General features: G+C 61.6%; 12 protein-coding genes. 8 read left to right on the top strand and 4 right to left on the bottom strand.

Annotation, left to right across the window (positions count from 1 at the left end; all coding sequences use genetic code 11):
• Positions 1 to 151 precede the first annotated feature (151 nt).
• On the bottom strand, positions 152 to 3,133 hold the full coding sequence (gene polA / locus ASD03_RS06360) for a DNA polymerase I (protein ID WP_025425442.1): 2,982 nt from the start codon (positions 3,131 to 3,133) through the stop codon (positions 152 to 154).
• A gap of 89 nt (positions 3,134 to 3,222) precedes the next feature.
• On the opposite strand from polA, the gene ASD03_RS06365 reads away from it, so the two are divergent.
• The 3 genes from ASD03_RS06365 (at position 3,223) to ASD03_RS06375 (ending at position 5,999) form a co-directional block, all read left to right on the top strand.
• Positions 3,223 to 3,606 (top strand): hypothetical protein, encoded by a 384-nt coding sequence (locus ASD03_RS06365; RefSeq protein WP_025425441.1) that lies wholly within the window; start codon positions 3,223 to 3,225, stop codon positions 3,604 to 3,606.
• A 352-nt stretch (positions 3,607 to 3,958) separates the two neighbouring features.
• A complete protein-coding gene (locus tag ASD03_RS06370; RefSeq protein ID WP_025425440.1) occupies positions 3,959 to 4,402 on the top strand; it encodes a MarR family transcriptional regulator in 444 nt (147 codons plus the stop codon).
• A gap of 205 nt (positions 4,403 to 4,607) precedes the next feature.
• The gene (locus ASD03_RS06375) at positions 4,608 to 5,999 is read left to right on the top strand and encodes a M20/M25/M40 family metallo-hydrolase (protein WP_025425439.1); all 1,392 of its coding nucleotides are present in this window, start codon (positions 4,608 to 4,610) and stop codon (positions 5,997 to 5,999) included.
• A gap of 22 nt (positions 6,000 to 6,021) precedes the next feature.
• Here ASD03_RS06375 and ASD03_RS06380 read toward each other — a convergent pair whose 3' ends face one another.
• Complete coding sequence (locus ASD03_RS06380) at positions 6,022 to 6,369, bottom strand: hypothetical protein (protein WP_057212542.1); 348 nt, start codon at positions 6,367 to 6,369, stop codon at positions 6,022 to 6,024.
• A gap of 299 nt (positions 6,370 to 6,668) precedes the next feature.
• Between ASD03_RS06380 and ASD03_RS06385 the strand changes: the two genes are divergently transcribed.
• Entirely contained in the window at positions 6,669 to 7,616 is a 948-nt protein-coding gene (locus tag ASD03_RS06385; RefSeq protein WP_025425437.1) for a YbhN family protein, read from the top strand.
• A gap of 9 nt (positions 7,617 to 7,625) precedes the next feature.
• On the opposite strand, the gene ASD03_RS06390 is transcribed toward ASD03_RS06385, so the two are convergent.
• Together ASD03_RS06390 and ASD03_RS06395 are read right to left on the bottom strand one after the other, a co-directional pair.
• A complete protein-coding gene (locus ASD03_RS06390; protein ID WP_025425436.1) occupies positions 7,626 to 8,117 on the bottom strand; it encodes a hypothetical protein in 492 nt (163 codons plus the stop codon).
• A 91-nt stretch (positions 8,118 to 8,208) separates the two neighbouring features.
• Positions 8,209 to 9,096: a DMT family transporter gene (locus tag ASD03_RS06395; RefSeq protein ID WP_025425435.1), complete on the bottom strand. Its 888-nt coding sequence runs from the start codon at positions 9,094 to 9,096 to the stop codon at positions 8,209 to 8,211.
• A gap of 446 nt (positions 9,097 to 9,542) precedes the next feature.
• Between ASD03_RS06395 and ASD03_RS06400 the strand changes: the two genes are divergently transcribed.
• The 4 genes from ASD03_RS06400 to dnaK all read left to right on the top strand — a co-directional run bounded on the left by ASD03_RS06400 (position 9,543) and on the right by dnaK (position 14,988).
• Complete coding sequence (locus ASD03_RS06400) at positions 9,543 to 9,893, top strand: hypothetical protein (RefSeq protein ID WP_144239129.1); 351 nt, start codon at positions 9,543 to 9,545, stop codon at positions 9,891 to 9,893.
• Between the two features lie 99 nt (positions 9,894 to 9,992).
• Complete coding sequence (locus tag ASD03_RS06405) at positions 9,993 to 10,223, top strand: hypothetical protein (protein WP_239637561.1); 231 nt, start codon at positions 9,993 to 9,995, stop codon at positions 10,221 to 10,223.
• A 349-nt stretch (positions 10,224 to 10,572) separates the two neighbouring features.
• Positions 10,573 to 12,804 carry a transglycosylase domain-containing protein gene (locus ASD03_RS06410; protein ID WP_057212544.1) on the top strand — a complete coding sequence of 744 codons (2,232 nt, stop codon included), beginning with the start codon at positions 10,573 to 10,575 and terminating at the stop codon, positions 12,802 to 12,804.
• A 261-nt stretch (positions 12,805 to 13,065) separates the two neighbouring features.
• Entirely contained in the window at positions 13,066 to 14,988 is a 1,923-nt protein-coding gene (dnaK, locus tag ASD03_RS06415; protein WP_025425431.1) for a molecular chaperone DnaK, read from the top strand.
• Positions 14,989 to 15,075 lie beyond the last annotated feature (87 nt).

Below are 15,075 nucleotides of genomic sequence, written 5' to 3' on the forward strand. Positions count from 1 at the left end.
GAGGACGACCGCAACCGCTGAGACGGCGGCGGCATGCGCTTTCTATCATCGTGATACGCCGACAGGCAGAAGGCGGCCGTCGTGGCCGCCTTCTGCAAGAATAACCGCAGCTGTCGATGCAAGGTCGCTGATGGAATCCCTCAGGGAAACCTCAGTGCGCCTCGTCCCAGTTCATCGCGGCGCGGGCATCGACCTTGAGCGGTACCCGCATGTCGAGCGCCGGCATCGCGGCATTTTCCATCACCGACACGACGATCGGGATGGTCCGCTCGACGTCGGCATCCTCGACCTCGAAGATCAGTTCGTCGTGCACCTGCAGCAGCATGCGGGCGGAAAGCTTCGCCTCACTCAGCGCCGGCTCGATTTTCACCATGGCACGACGGATGATATCAGCTGCGGACCCCTGGATCGGCGCGTTGATCGAAGCGCGCTCGTTGAAGGCGCGATGCGAGGGGATCGACGAGCGAATGTCGGGGTAATGTGCACGCCGCCCGAAGATCGTTTCGACATAGCCGTGCTCGCGGGCAAAGGCCTTGGTGTTTTCCATGTAGTCGCGAATGCCGGGGAAACGCTCGAAATACTTCTTGATGTAGTCGCTGGCTTCCGAGCGCTCGATCGACAACTGGTTGGCAAGGCCGAAAGCGGAGATACCGTAGATGATGCCGAAGTTGATGGCCTTCGCCCGCCGGCGGATTTCGCTCGGCATGCCCGCGACAGGAACGCCGAACATCTCCGAAGCCGTCATCGCGTGAATGTCGACGCCATCGGCAAAGGCCTGGCGAAGCTGCGGGATGTCGGCGACATGGGCAAGCACGCGCAGTTCGATCTGGCTGTAGTCGGCCGAAACCAGCTTGTGACCTGATGTGGCAATGAAGGCCGTGCGGATCTTGCGGCCTTCGGCGGTGCGCACCGGGATGTTCTGCAGGTTCGGGTCGGACGAGGACAGGCGTCCCGTCGTCGTCGCCGCCAGCGCATAGGAGGTGTGGACGCGTTTGGTTTCCGGATGGACGAAACCCGGCAAGGCGTCCGTATAGGTCGACTTCAACTTGGTCATCTGGCGCCAGTCGACGATCTTGCGCGGCAGTTCGTGGCCCTCCGCCGCGAGATCCTCGAGCACCTGCGCCGAGGTCGACCATTGGCCGGTCTTGGTCTTCGAACCGCCGGGCAGCCCCATCTTGCCGAAGAGGATATCGCCGAGCTGCTTGGGCGAGCCGACGGTAAATGTTTCGCCGGCTAACTTGTAGATCTCGTCTTCGAGCGCCGCTGCCCCTTGCGCCAGTTCGCCGGAGAGGCGCGACAGGATCTGGCGATCGATGGTGATACCGCGCTCTTCCATGTGGGCCAGCACCGGCACGAGCGGGCGCTCCAGCCGCTCATAGACGCGCACCAGCCCCTTGGCCACCAGCCGCGGCTTCAGCACGTGCCAGAGGCGCAGGGTGACTTCGGCATCCTCGGCGGCATAGGCGGTGGCGCGGTCGATATCGACATAATCGAAGGTCACCGACGATTTGCCGCTGCCGGTCATGTCCTTGTAGGCGAGCGGCTTGTGACCGAGCCAGCGCTCCGACAGCGCATCCATCCCGTGCGTGCCGTTGCCGGCATCAACGACGTAGGACATCAGCATGGTGTCGTCGAAGCCCTGGACGGTGATGCCGTGTCGCTTCATGAGGAGGTAGTCGTATTTGAGGTTCTGTGCGACTTTCAACACCGAAGGATCTTCAAGCAGCACCTTCAGCCGGCTGAGCGCCTCGCGCACCGGAATCTGGTTTTCAGCATGGCCGCCGCCGAGAAGATCGCCCACTCCTGTTTTATGGATCAGCGGCACATAGGCGGCGCGGATCACCGTTCCCGAAGGGTCCTTGCCATAGTCAGCAAGCGCCAGCGAGAAGCCGACGAGCTCGGCCTGCATGGCATCGAGCGACGTCGTTTCGGTGTCGAAGGCGACGAGGCCCGCGTCCTTGGCGTCGGCAATCCAGGCGTCGAGCGTCGGCAGATCGCGGATCGCGACATACCGCGAGTGGTCGATGGTAGCGCTGGCGAAAAGGGCTGCGCGCGATTGTGCGAGCGCCTCTGGTGTGGCGTCAGTGGCCTCGCCCGTGGAGGCTACCTGGCTCACGGCCGCAGGCGCGGCCTCGCCGGCACTCGACGACGCCGGGGCAGCCGCAGCCTTGTCGAGATCCGGTCCGCGCGCATCCGCGCCCCACTCGACCGGCACCGCGGCCGGTTCGACCACATCGGCGTCCGTATCGGTGGCGGCGGCCACGCGACGGGTGAGCGTGGTGAATTCCATCGCCTTCAGGAAGGCGACGAGGCGCGGCCCATCCTGCGGTTCGAGATGCAGCTCCTCGAGAGGAACGTCGAGCGGCGTGTCGGTGCGCAGCGTCACCAACTGGCGTGACAGGCGGGCAAGGTCGGCATTGGCGATGATGTTTTCGCGGCGCTTGGCCTGCTTGATTTCGCCCGCACGCGCCAGCAGCGTATCGAGATCGCCGTATTCCTCCAGCAATTGCGCCGCGGTCTTGGGGCCGATGCCGGGGATGCCAGGCACGTTGTCGGTCGAGTCGCCGGTCATCGCCTGAAGATCGATCATCTTTTCCGGCGGCACACCCCATTTCTCGATCACTTCCGGGATCGAGATCTGCTTGTCCTTCATGCTGTCGTACATCGAGACGTTCGGCGTCACGAGTTGCATCAGGTCCTTGTCGGAGGAGATGATGGTGACGCTGGCGCCCGCCTTTTCGGCAAGGCGCGTATAGGTGGCGATCAGGTCATCGGCCTCAAACCCTTCCTTCTCGATGCAAGGCAGGTTGAAGGCGCGCGTGGCGTGGCGGATCAGCCCGAACTGCGGGATCAGATCCTCAGGCGGCGCCGAGCGATTGGCCTTGTAGAGATCGTAGAGTTCGTTTCGGAACGTTTTCGAGGAATAGTCGAAAATGACGGCGAAATGCGTCGGCGTCACGCCGACGGAGGTGTCGCGCGCATCGGTGAGCAACTTCCACAACATGTTGCAGAAACCGGACACCGCATTGACCGGAAGGCCATCGGATTTGCGGTTGAGCGGCGGGATGGCGTGGAACGCCCGGAAGATGAATCCGGAGCCGTCGACGAGGAAGAGGTGATCACCGTTTTTCATGGGCAATGGATAGCGCGGGGTGAGCCAAACGTCCATTGCGGTTTTCTCGTCGAACACTACAATGTCCAGCTGTCACAGAGGAGCAAGCGATGCCGCATGACGTGCAATATGCACTGAGACAGTACCTTGTTCTTTCAGGGTTTGCCGGAGTCTGTTTCGTCATTTCCTGGCTGTTGAGCGATCCGGCATTCCTTGTCGTCATCAAGACCGTCTTTGCGCCGATCTATCTGCTTGCGACGACGGGGCTCGATGCCCATTTCAGACGGGCGGACGCCGCGCCGTGGCCACTGTGGCAGAAGGTCGAATACGCGATCGCTCGGGCCGCACTTTTCGTCGCCTTCATTATCGTCATGTGCATCAGGCCGGATCAATCGGCCCGCGATGTGGCGAAATCAGCGTTGGCGACTGCAATCGCGATCGGCGCCGTGGAGGTCATTTTTGCCTTGCGGAACCGGCGCTCGAAGGGCGCTTGAGCAATGTCCGGCTTTCACAGAAACGTTACGCATTTGTAATGTGCGATTCATTGGCCCAATCCTTGAAAAGCCACATTTGAATCCTCAAATCTTAGTCAACGGCACCGAGTGATGCCGTCTTCTGGTGATTGGCCTGTCCCCCGCCCGCACCAGATGAGGACAAAGGCCTTATCCCCCTCTCCGGGCCTTTGTCCCGTTTTCAGAGAACCGCCACGGCGCCGCCTCCGCGCCGTGGCGGTTTCTCGTTGGTTGGGTCAAGTCCTTGTCAAATCCTTGTGAGATAAGGCTTTCTCAAGTCCATCGCCTGCTTTGTAACTTGTCTTCGCGCCGCTTCGAGCGTACCCATTGGAGCATGGCCTTCAACCGTATGGAATCTGCGACTTACCTGGCCAGCCTGCTGGCCAAAAGCTTCTCGCGTGCACTTCAGGAGCGCGGTCAGAAGCTCGGCTTCGCGCCCGGGCAGTTTCCCGTCCTGTTGGAACTATGGGCCGAGGAGGGTCTGACCCAGAAACAGCTTCTCGACAGGCTCGACATCGAACAGGCGACCATGGCCAACACGCTGGCGAGAATGGAACGCGACGGGCTCATCGTCAGGCGCAAACATCCGCAGGACAAGCGTTCGCAGCAAATCTTCCTGACCGAGAGGGCGAGGGAAATCGAGGCGGCGGCCAAGGAGGCAGCGCTTGCCGCCGATCAGTCGCTGTTATCAGGCCTCAGGCAATTCGAGCGCGAACTCATGCTCGAATACATGCGCATGGCGCTTGCCCATGCCGCGCGTGACGGCGGTGCCGCGTGACAGGCAACACGTCTCCCTAATCGTTCCATCAAAAAATTTGGCTTAAATCCACCCGCATGAGGTTCTAAACAACCTGAGCGGGTTCGTTCGGACACGCCAAAATCGCTGCCGCCCGTCGAACGGCCGCATGATTTCGCTGCTGAAATCGATTCCGATTTGCGGCGTCATGCAGTAGGTTCCGGCAAAACTTGAAGCAAGGATATGCATGATGGCAGATATCACCCCCATTCTCGAGCGCGCAGACGCAAACCTGCCGAAGAGCCTGGACAGGCTTTTCGACCTCGTGCGCATCAAGTCGATCTCGACCGATCCGGCCTTCAAGGCCGATTGCCGCAAGGCCGCCGAATGGCTGGTCGCGGAACTGAACGGCCTCGGCTTCGACGCCTCGATCCGCGACACTCCCGGACATCCGATGGTAGTTGCCCATCACGCCGGCGCCACCGCCGATGCCCCGCATGTGCTGTTCTACGGGCATTACGACGTCCAGCCGGTCGATCCCCTGAACCTGTGGGACACCGATCCGTTCGAACCCGGCGTCAAGGAGCTGGAGCCCGGCCGCAAGGTCATCACCGGCCGAGGCACCGCCGACGACAAGGGCCAGCTCTTGACCTTCGTCGAAGCCGCCCGCGCCTACAAGGAAGTCCACGGTTCGCTGCCCTGCCGCGTCACGATCCTGTTCGAAGGTGAGGAAGAGTCCGGCTCGCCGTCGCTAAAACCTTTCCTCGAAGCCAATGCGGCCGAACTCAAAGCCGACTATGCACTTGTCTGCGATACCAGCATGTGGGACCGGGACACGCCTGCGATCTCGGCGGGCTTGCGCGGGCTCGTCGGCGAGGAAGTCATCATCAAGGCGGCCGACCGCGACCTGCATTCGGGCTATTTCGGTGGTGCTGCCGCCAACCCGATCCGCATCCTGACCGGCATCCTCGCCGGGCTTCATGACGAAAACAGCCGCGTGACGCTCGAAGGCTTCTACGAAGGCGTCGAGGAAACCCCGGCCCAGATCAAGGCTGCATGGGAGACGCTTGGCCAGACCGCGGAAAAATTCCTCGGCGAAATCGGCCTGTCGATCCCGTCTGGTGAAAAGAACCGTTCGGTCCTCGAACTCACCTGGGCCCGCCCGACCGCCGAGATCAACGGCATCACCGGCGGCTACACCGGCGAAGGCTTCAAGACGGTGATTGCCGCGCAGGCTTCCGCCAAGGTCTCCTTCCGCCTGGTCGGCAACCAGAACCCGGAGAAGATCCGCGAAGCTTTCCGCGCCTATGTGCGCTCGAAGGTGCCGGCGGACTGCACGGTCGAATTTCACGCCCATGGCGGTTCGCCGGCAATCCAGCTGCCCTACGATTCGAACCTGCTCAACACGGCAAAGCTCGCCCTTTCCGACGAATGGCCGAAGCCGGCCGTGGTCATCGGCATGGGCGGCTCGATCCCGATCGTCGGCGACTTCCAGAAGATGCTCGGCATGGAATCGCTGCTCGTCGGCTTCGGCCTTTCGGACGACCGCATCCATTCGCCGAACGAGAAATACGAGCTGCAATCCTATCACAAGGGCATTCGTTCCTGGATCCGCATCCTGAACGCGCTTGCCGCCTGATATCGAACGACGTCGTGGCGGGTCAGCCCGCCCACCCCGCTTTCGAGATCATCACGACAAAGTCGGCGACAAGCGCTGCAAACACGCCGCTGCCGGTAACCACTACGCCGATGAAGAAGATGCGCGTCGCCTGACCGTAGACCTTTGGCTGCAGCGACCGCAGCTGCAGAAAGTCCCAGAGCGCATGCATCTGCAAAAGGATGCCGATCGCCAACAGGATGACGGCGGGAAGATCGCCCATATTCCATGGCACCGGATTGGCTGCCCACTGGGTGAGAAAGCCCAGCGAAAACGACAGCACCACGCCGACGACCGTCACCGTTCCATTGCGAAAAACCGGCTCGATCGGCTTTTCCTCATCGTTCTGCATCCGCCCGCCTCCGCTTTACCGTGTCGTGTTCGCGATTTCTTGACCAAACACCGGCCCCTGCCGGGGCATCGATCCTTGACCTGCTCGACCTCAGATGCTTCCCTTTTGCAAAACAAATCAGAATGGGAAATTGGATCGTTGGCAAGTGTGAGGACCGAGACGTCGCGTTCCGGACGCGAAACTGTGACGGGCTGGAGCCGCGATCGCGGCTGCTTTCATGAACAGATGCGTCCCGAGATAAAGGCGACGCCGTCGAAAGGGCCTTCGGCCAAGATTGTTGCAGCGATCGCGACACCGGTATGAGCAGGCTGCGCGCGTATTTCTGGCCCGTCGTCGGGCTGGCGGCGATCATCTTTTCGGTGCATGCGCTCTATCACGAGCTGAGCGGCCTCTCGCTGGACGAATTCATCGCCAGCTTCAAGGCGATTTCCCTGAGAAGCTGGCTGCTGGCGATCGGCGCAACGCTGGTCGCCTATGCAGCACTTGCCGGCTACGACAAGCTGGCGCTCGATCACCTCGGCCATCGTATCTCGCTGTGGTTCATCACCGTCTGCTCGTTCACCACCTATGCGCTCTCGCACAATCTTGGCGCCTCCGTCTTTTCGGGCGCTGTCGTGCGCTACCGGGCCTACCGATCGAAAGGGCTGACGCCGGGCGAAGTCGGCGTGCTCGTCGCCTTCTGCTCGTTCACCTTTACGCTCGGCACCCTGATGCTCTCGGCGATCGTGCTTCTGGTCAAACCGGAGATCATCGAGCGGTTCGCCGAGTTCCTGCCGGTCGAAATGTCGCTGACGACGGGCGTGCTGATCCTGGTCGTGATCGCGCTCTATGTGATCGGCAGCCTCGTCGGCCTGCCGTCGATCCGCACACGCTGGTTCCAGCTGCATTATCCCAAGCCCTCGATCGTGCTGCGGCAGCTGGTGATCGCGCCGGTCGAGCTGATCGGTGCCGCCGGGATCATCTATTTCGCCCTGCCGGAAGCCGGCAATCCGGGTTTCATCGTCATTCTCGGGATCTTTCTGGCGTCGTTTTCGGCAGCACTCTTGTCGCACGCGCCGGGCGGACTTGGCGTTCTTGAGCTCGTCTTCATCGCCGCCCTGCCGGAAATGGATCCGGCCGACGTGCTGGCGGCGCTGGCGATCTTCCGGATCCTCTATCTCGTCATCCCGTTCATCATGGCGCTCGCCGTAATCCTGGTGTTCGAACGGTCAAGATTCCTTGCGGAGCGGCGCGGACCTATTCAGTAGAGGTCGTCGTCACGGGGCGTTGCAGACGGTCGGAAGGGCCGCCTCCAGCGGTCCCTTCACTTCCTTGAGGCGCGCCGCTTCGATCTGATAGGGCGTGAACGGCGGCACCTGCAGCGAAGGATTGATGATCCGCGTCACGTAGCAGCCGGCGAAGAAGCGTACCCGCGAACGTTTTTCGATCGACTTCACCGCCACCGGAACAGCCGAATAGATGCTGCCGGCGCCGGCCTCGGTCTTCACCTTGCCGAGCTTTATTTCGACCGAAACGGTGCGGTCGTAACCGCGCGTGAAAGTCCTGTAACCGCCAACCGGTTTCGATTCGCCGAAATAACCGTAGGCGCGCGCATATTCCTTGCGATTGATGGCGTTGTAGAGCGAGCGAACGACTGCTGCACCATCCGATCGGTCGTCGATATAGGCGACGTTGTCCTGCGCCAGAGCTTCGGAATTCACGGCAGCGAGCGTCGAAAACACCAGCACGGCGGCGGACGGAAACGTCATGGCACTCCTCCTGATCGGCTTTTGGGGCAGCCAACCGAGCACAACATCAAGGCGAAGCCATAGCAAGATTCGCCAAAATATCGATATCGCGTCAGGTCGACGGCAGGCCCGCCTTGCGGCGGGCAACGACGCGCTCGCGCCAGACGGTGAAGATGCCGGCCGCAACCACGAGCACCGAGCCGGCAACCATGTTGGTGGTCAGCGTCTCACCGAAGAGGCTGACGCCCATGATCGACGCGAAGACCAGCTGCAGATAGGTCAGAGGCTGGACGGCGACCGCGTCCAGCACGTCATAGGCACGGATGAGGAAATAATGGCTCGTGGTTCCCGTGAGGCACAAGAGCAGCATCCAACCCCAATCGGGTGGCGACAGCGTCGTCCAGAAGAATGGGCCGACAAGGCTGATCGCCACGGCGCCGACGATGCCGGTGTAGAAGAAGCTCGTCATCGCCGGATCGTCGCGGCTGACCAGCCGCGTGACGATGACATAGAGGGCAAAGACAAGTGCTGCGGCCAAGGGCAACAGGAATGTGAGTTCGAACGCGCCTTCGGCCGGTTTCAGGATCAGAAGTACGCCGATGAGCCCAACCGAGATTGCCAGCCATCGGCGCCAGCCGACACGCTCGCCCAGAAGCGGCATCGACAGAAGCGCTACGAACAGCGGTGTCGCTGAAAGGATCGCCTGCGAATGCGCCAGCCCAACCATCGTGAAAGAGGTAATGATCATGACGATCTGCAGCGGCAGCAGCAGCCCGCGCAGTACCTGAAGCAATGGCTGTTTCGTCGTCGCCGTCAGCTTGAGCCCTCCCGTTGCGCGGGCGGCCAGCGCCACGGCGAACAGGGCAAAGGCCCAATAGCGGATCATCGCCACGAAGACCGGCGGATAGACACTGCCCAGATGTTTGGAGATGCCGTCCTGGATCGCAAAGATAACGATGGCGAGGAGCGCGTAGATATAGCCGTTTGCCTTGGAGCCCATGAACCGCGCCGATACACCCGCAACACCGACAGGACCAGCAAAATCTGCGTCGCCGTTCAGGTGCTTTCGTTACGAGCGCGGGGGTCCAGACATGAAAAGAGCCCCGCGCGGGAGGAGGTGCACGGGGCTCTCAAACTTGACCGGTGACTGGGAGGAGGAGTGCCACCGATCCGCATCGGGCGCCGCGGGAGGAGGTGCAGCGCTTCGATAAGTGTTACAATAATCATGCGTCGCAATATTTTCAAGGGCGGATTTGTTGCATCGCACAATTTTCACCCAAAATCATGTCCGCAATCTATTACCGGTTGCGTATATGAGTGGCGATTGGCGTTAAAGGTTGCAAACCACAACTGAAGATAGCCGATATGACGGCGCACATCTTCCTAGACATGCGGGCGTTTTTGGTTCCTTAGATGCCATTGCACCTAGGAATTGCAGGCTCTTTCTTGAAGTTATTGCTCCAGGTCCCGACCGCGATCATCGTTCTCCTGATTCTGACGACCTGGCTTGCCAGCCTGCGCCTCGTTGTTGTGCCGCCCGGTTCGTACCGGTTGACCGCGATGACCACACTGGTCTTTCAAGGTCACGGCTACCGCCTGGTCGACAGTCCGCAAGCGATGTGTACCCGCCAGGCCTACCCGGCGCGCGACTGCGATGCGATGGCTACCAACAAGCTGGCAAAGACCGTCCTGCTGCGACTGCCTTTCAGCCAATGGCTTTACGAGTACACCGAACCAGACCGCAGCAAGCAGGCGAAGCTCGTCGGCGAAACACCGCTCAGGAGTTCGATCGAGTAGAGCAACGACGTTCGATCTACCTCCATAACCCTGGCGCAGCCTCCGCCGGAACAAAATCGTGATTTCGAGCGGCTCGCGTTGCAGGTTAGGATTTCACGCGTGAGCGAGAAGGAGAAGATCATGAAGATCATTCTGGTGACTGTGGCCACCGTCGGCCTGTCCGCCTCCGCGGCATTTGCCGAATGCGCCTATCACGCCAAGACCAATGCAGCGGTCGATACGACAACAACCACCGCCAGCATCACGACGGAAAGCCAGCCGACGTCCGAAGAAATTGTGCTCCTGAAAAAGACCGATCGCGTGGTTCAGGACGAAAAGGCCGCCGAATAGGGCCGGCATCGACACAGACACAATGCCGGATCGTGCACGTCGGCGGCAACTGCGGCCAATTCCTCCGCTGTTGATGATGGCGCGTGCGCGTGGCTCCGCGCGATTGATGCTGGCAGGCGTGCGCGAACGAAGCGGCAAAGCCTGGGGCTTCAAATCCGGCAAGCTGTTGAAGACCATGCATATTTTACAATTCGGTTTTTAACCCCCCCTTAAATTGCCGCATTTAAAGTTCACCGCATCGCCATGGCGGGTCGAGCGATCAATTTTTCCCCGCCTTTAGGATTGCGTTCGCTGCTGGGGCGGACGACTGGGCGCCCGCAATGCGGCATGAGGGGTAAATCCAAACGGCATGGCAGCAAGCGGCAAGTCAGGACAACGGATCGAGCCCTCGTTCGGCGGCAACGCCGAAGACGATGACGATTTTCGCATCGAGGCCAGCGATCGCGTGACCGGCGGCAGCCGCAAACCTGCGCGTGGCAAATCGGCTCCTGCGCCCAAGAAGAAGGCTCAGCGCAGCAAGCGCGGCGGAACGCGCCGCGGCTCGGTCGGAGGCGGCGGTTTCATCGGTCTCGTGCGCACGCTGTTTTACTGGTGCATTGTGCTCGGCATCTGGGGCGCGATGGGCGTCGGCGGCCTGGTGCTCTATTACGGCGCGCGCATGCCGAGTGCTGAAAGCTGGTCGATCCCCGAGCGTCCGCCCAACGTCAAGATTCTCTCCGTCAATGGCGACATCATCGCCAATCGCGGCACGACCGGCGGCGAAGCGCTGTCGCTCGAAAACATGTCACCCTATATCCCGCAGGCGGTGATCGCCATCGAAGATCGCCGGTTCTATTCGCATTTCGGCGTCGACCCTCTGGGCCTGGCGCGCGCCATGCTGACGAACGTCACCACCGGCCGAATGGTCCAGGGCGGCTCGACACTGACCCAGCAGCTTGCCAAGAACCTGTTCCTGTCGCCGGAGCGGACCCTGGAACGAAAGGTTCAGGAGGTGCTACTCGCCTTCTGGCTGGAGCAGAAATATTCCAAGGACCAGATCCTGGCGATGTACCTCAATCGGGTGTTCTACGGCTCGAACGCCTACGGCGTTGAGGCGGCGTCGAGGCGCTACTTCAACAAATCGGCGCGCGACGTGAACCTCGGCGAGGCGGCGCTGCTGGCCGGCCTGTTGAAGGCGCCTTCCCGCCTGTCGCCCGCCCGTGACCCGAAGGCCGCGGAAGAGCGCGCCCAGGTCGTGCTCGGCGCCATGCGCGAGGAAGGCTTCGTTACCGACAGCGAGATCAAGACGGCGATGTCGCAGACGCCGACCAAGGCCAAGAGCTATTGGTCGGGTGCCGAACACTATGTCGCCGACATGGTGATGGACCAGCTTCCCGGCATGATCGGCGACGTCAAGGAAGACCTGATCGTCGACACCACCATCGACCTCAATCTGGAAAAGCAGGCGGAGGAGGCGATCAGCGCCACGCTTGCGGGCGACGGCGCCAAGCTCGACGCCTCGCAGGCAGCCCTCGTTTCGATCGACGGCACCGGCGCCATCCGCGCGCTGGTCGGTGGCAAGGACTACGCCGAGAGCCAGTTCGACCGCGCCTCCAAGGCCAAGCGCCAGCCGGGCTCGGCCTTCAAGCCCTTCGTCTACGCGGCAGCGCTTGAGATCGGCCGCACGCCGATGTCGATCCGCAACGACGGCCCGGTCAGAATCGGCAACTGGACGCCCGAGAATTACGACCAGAAATACCGCGGCGAAGTTACGCTCGCCGACGCGCTCGCCAACTCGCTAAACACCATCGCCGCGCAGCTGGTGATGGAGGTCGGCCCACAGAACGTGGTGAAGGTGGCGCATCGCCTGGGGATCGATTCCGAGATGCAAGCCAACGCCTCGATCGCGCTCGGCACCTCGGAAGTGAGCCTGGTCGAACTGACCTCGGCCTATGCCCCGTTCATGAACGGTGGCTTCAAGGCGACGCCGCATGTCATTCGCCGGATTTCGAAGGCCGATGGCACGGTGCTTTACGAAAACACCTACGACAACCCGCCGCGCGTGCTCGATCCGGCCATCGTCAGCGAAATGAACCAGATGATGGTGCGGGTGCTGACCAACGGCACCGGCAAGAAGGCGCGTCTGAAGGGCTGGGAGGCGGCCGGCAAGACCGGTACCACTCAATCCTTCCGCGATGCGCTTTTTGTCGGCTACACCTCGAACCTCACCACCGGCGTCTGGTTCGGCAATGACGACGGCAAGTCGATGAAGAAGGTCACCGGCGGCGGCCTTCCGGCCAAGGCCTGGCACGACTTCATGGTGGCCGCACATGATGGCCTTTCGCCCTCGCCGCTGTTCGGCACAACCGGGGTGCAGCCGGTCTTCGATGACGGAGGTGCGCCTGCCGCGGCGGGCGACATGCTTTCCGGCGACCCGAACGCGTTTCCTGAGCCGCCTGTAGGCGTCGACGGCTCGGCCGCCGTGCAGCAGACCCGGCCTTTGCCTGAGGGCAGTGGCGGCATGGTGCCGCCGGCAGACGTCGGCGAGACCACCGGCGCCACCAAGCGCACGACGCTTTTCGATATCCTGACGGGCGGCTGAGGCGGCGCAAACGGCGCCGTCCTGGCAGTTTGCAGCCGCCCCTGCCGCGGGTCGAGCATCTATTGTAGGCCGCACGCCAATCGCAGGCTTGCTTTTGCCCCCAATCGCCCCGCAGAATGCCTTGCAGTCCGAAACGCCGGTCCTTATATACGCCGCATCGGCGCAGCCACCGCTGCGAAGAAATCCAAAGACCATCCCGTTAGGGACTGTCTCACGAATGCCTGACCGGGTTCCGACAGTCCGCTGCAAGGAGAGAACGACATGGCTAAAGTTATTGGTATTGACTTGGGAACGACCAACTCCTGCGTCGCCGTCATGGACGGAAAAGATGCGAAGGTCATCGAAAATGCCGAGGGTGCGCGCACGACCCCCTCGATGGTGGCGTTCAGCGAAGACGGCGAACGTCTCGTTGGCCAGCCGGCAAAGCGCCAGGCCGTCACCAACCCGGAAAACACGCTTTTTGCGATCAAGCGCCTGATCGGCCGGACCTTCCAGGATCCGACCACGCAAAAAGACAAGGACATGGTTCCTTACAAGATCACCAAGGCTGACAATGGCGACGCCTGGGTCGAAGCGCATGGCAAGGATTACTCGCCGTCGCAGATCTCCGCCATGATCCTTCAGAAAATGAAGGAAACCGCCGAATCCTACCTCGGTGAAAAGGTCGAAAAGGCCGTCATCACCGTTCCGGCCTACTTCAACGACGCCCAGCGCCAGGCAACCAAGGATGCCGGCAAGATCGCGGGCCTCGAAGTGCTGCGCATCATTAACGAGCCGACCGCTGCCGCGCTCGCCTATGGCCTCGACAAGAAGGACGGCAAGACGATCGCTGTCTACGACCTTGGCGGCGGCACCTTCGATATCTCGGTTCTCGAAATCGGCGATGGCGTCTTCGAAGTGAAGTCGACAAACGGCGACACCTTCCTCGGCGGCGAAGACTTCGACATGCGTCTCGTCCAGTATCTCGCCGGCGAGTTCAAGAAGGAACAGGGCATCGACCTGAAGAACGACAAGCTCGCTCTTCAGCGCCTCAAGGAAGCGGCCGAAAAGGCCAAGATCGAGCTGTCTTCGTCGCAGCAGACCGAAATCAACCTGCCGTTCATCACGGCGGATGCCTCCGGTCCGAAGCACCTGACCATGAAGCTGACCCGCGCCAAGTTCGAAGCGCTTGTCGACGACCTGATCCAGCGCACCGTTGCTCCGTGCAAGGCCGCGCTGAAGGATGCCGGCGTTTCGGCTGCCGAGATCGACGAAGTCGTTCTCGTCGGTGGCATGAGCCGCATGCCGAAGGTCCAGGAAACCGTAAAGCAGCTGTTCGGCAAGGAGCCGCACAAGGGCGTGAACCCGGATGAAGTCGTGGCCATGGGTGCTGCGATCCAGGCCGGCGTTCTGCAGGGCGACGTCAAGGACGTTCTGCTGCTCGACGTGACCCCGCTGTCGCTCGGCATCGAAACGCTCGGTGGCGTCTTCACCCGCCTGATCGAACGCAACACGACGATCCCGACCAAGAAGTCGCAGACCTTCTCGACCGCCGACGACAACCAGTCGGCCGTGACGATCCGCGTCTCCCAGGGCGAACGTGAAATGGCAGCCGACAACAAGCTGCTCGGCCAGTTCGACCTCGTCGGCATTCCGCCGGCACCGCGCGGCATGCCGCAGATCGAAGTGACCTTCGACATCGACGCCAACGGCATCGTGCAGGTATCGGCCAAGGACAAGGGTACGGGCAAGGAACACCAGATCCGCATCCAGGCATCCGGTGGCCTGTCCGACGCAGACATCGAGAAGATGGTCAAGGACGCCGAAGCCAATGCCGAAACCGACAAGAAGCGCCGCGAAGGCGTGGAAGCGAAGAACCAGGCAGAAAGCCTGATCCATTCTTCGGAAAAGTCGCTGAAGGACTACGGCGACAAGGTTTCGGAAACCGACCGCAACGCGATCTCCGACGCCATTGCCGCGCTGAAGACCGCCGTCGAGGCTTCCGAGCCGGACGCCGAAGACATCAAGGCCAAGACCAACACGCTGATGGAAGTCTCCATGAAGCTTGGTCAGGCGATCTACGAGGCCCAGCAGACGGACGCCGCCCATGCGGATGCCGCCGCTGACGCCGCGCGCGACGGCGATGTCGTCGACGCGGACTATGAAGAAGTCAACGACGAAGACGATCGCAAGCGGTCGGCCTAAGTCGCCCTCTCCTAGAGACGGAAAAGCCCGGGGCGACCCGGGCTTTTTTGTTGCCTTTTTACCCCTCAGGCGCCTGCGCCAGACAGC

Source organism: Ensifer sp. Root127, from assembly GCF_001425225.1.
GTDB classification, from domain to species: domain Bacteria; phylum Pseudomonadota; class Alphaproteobacteria; order Rhizobiales; family Rhizobiaceae; genus Ensifer; species Ensifer canadensis.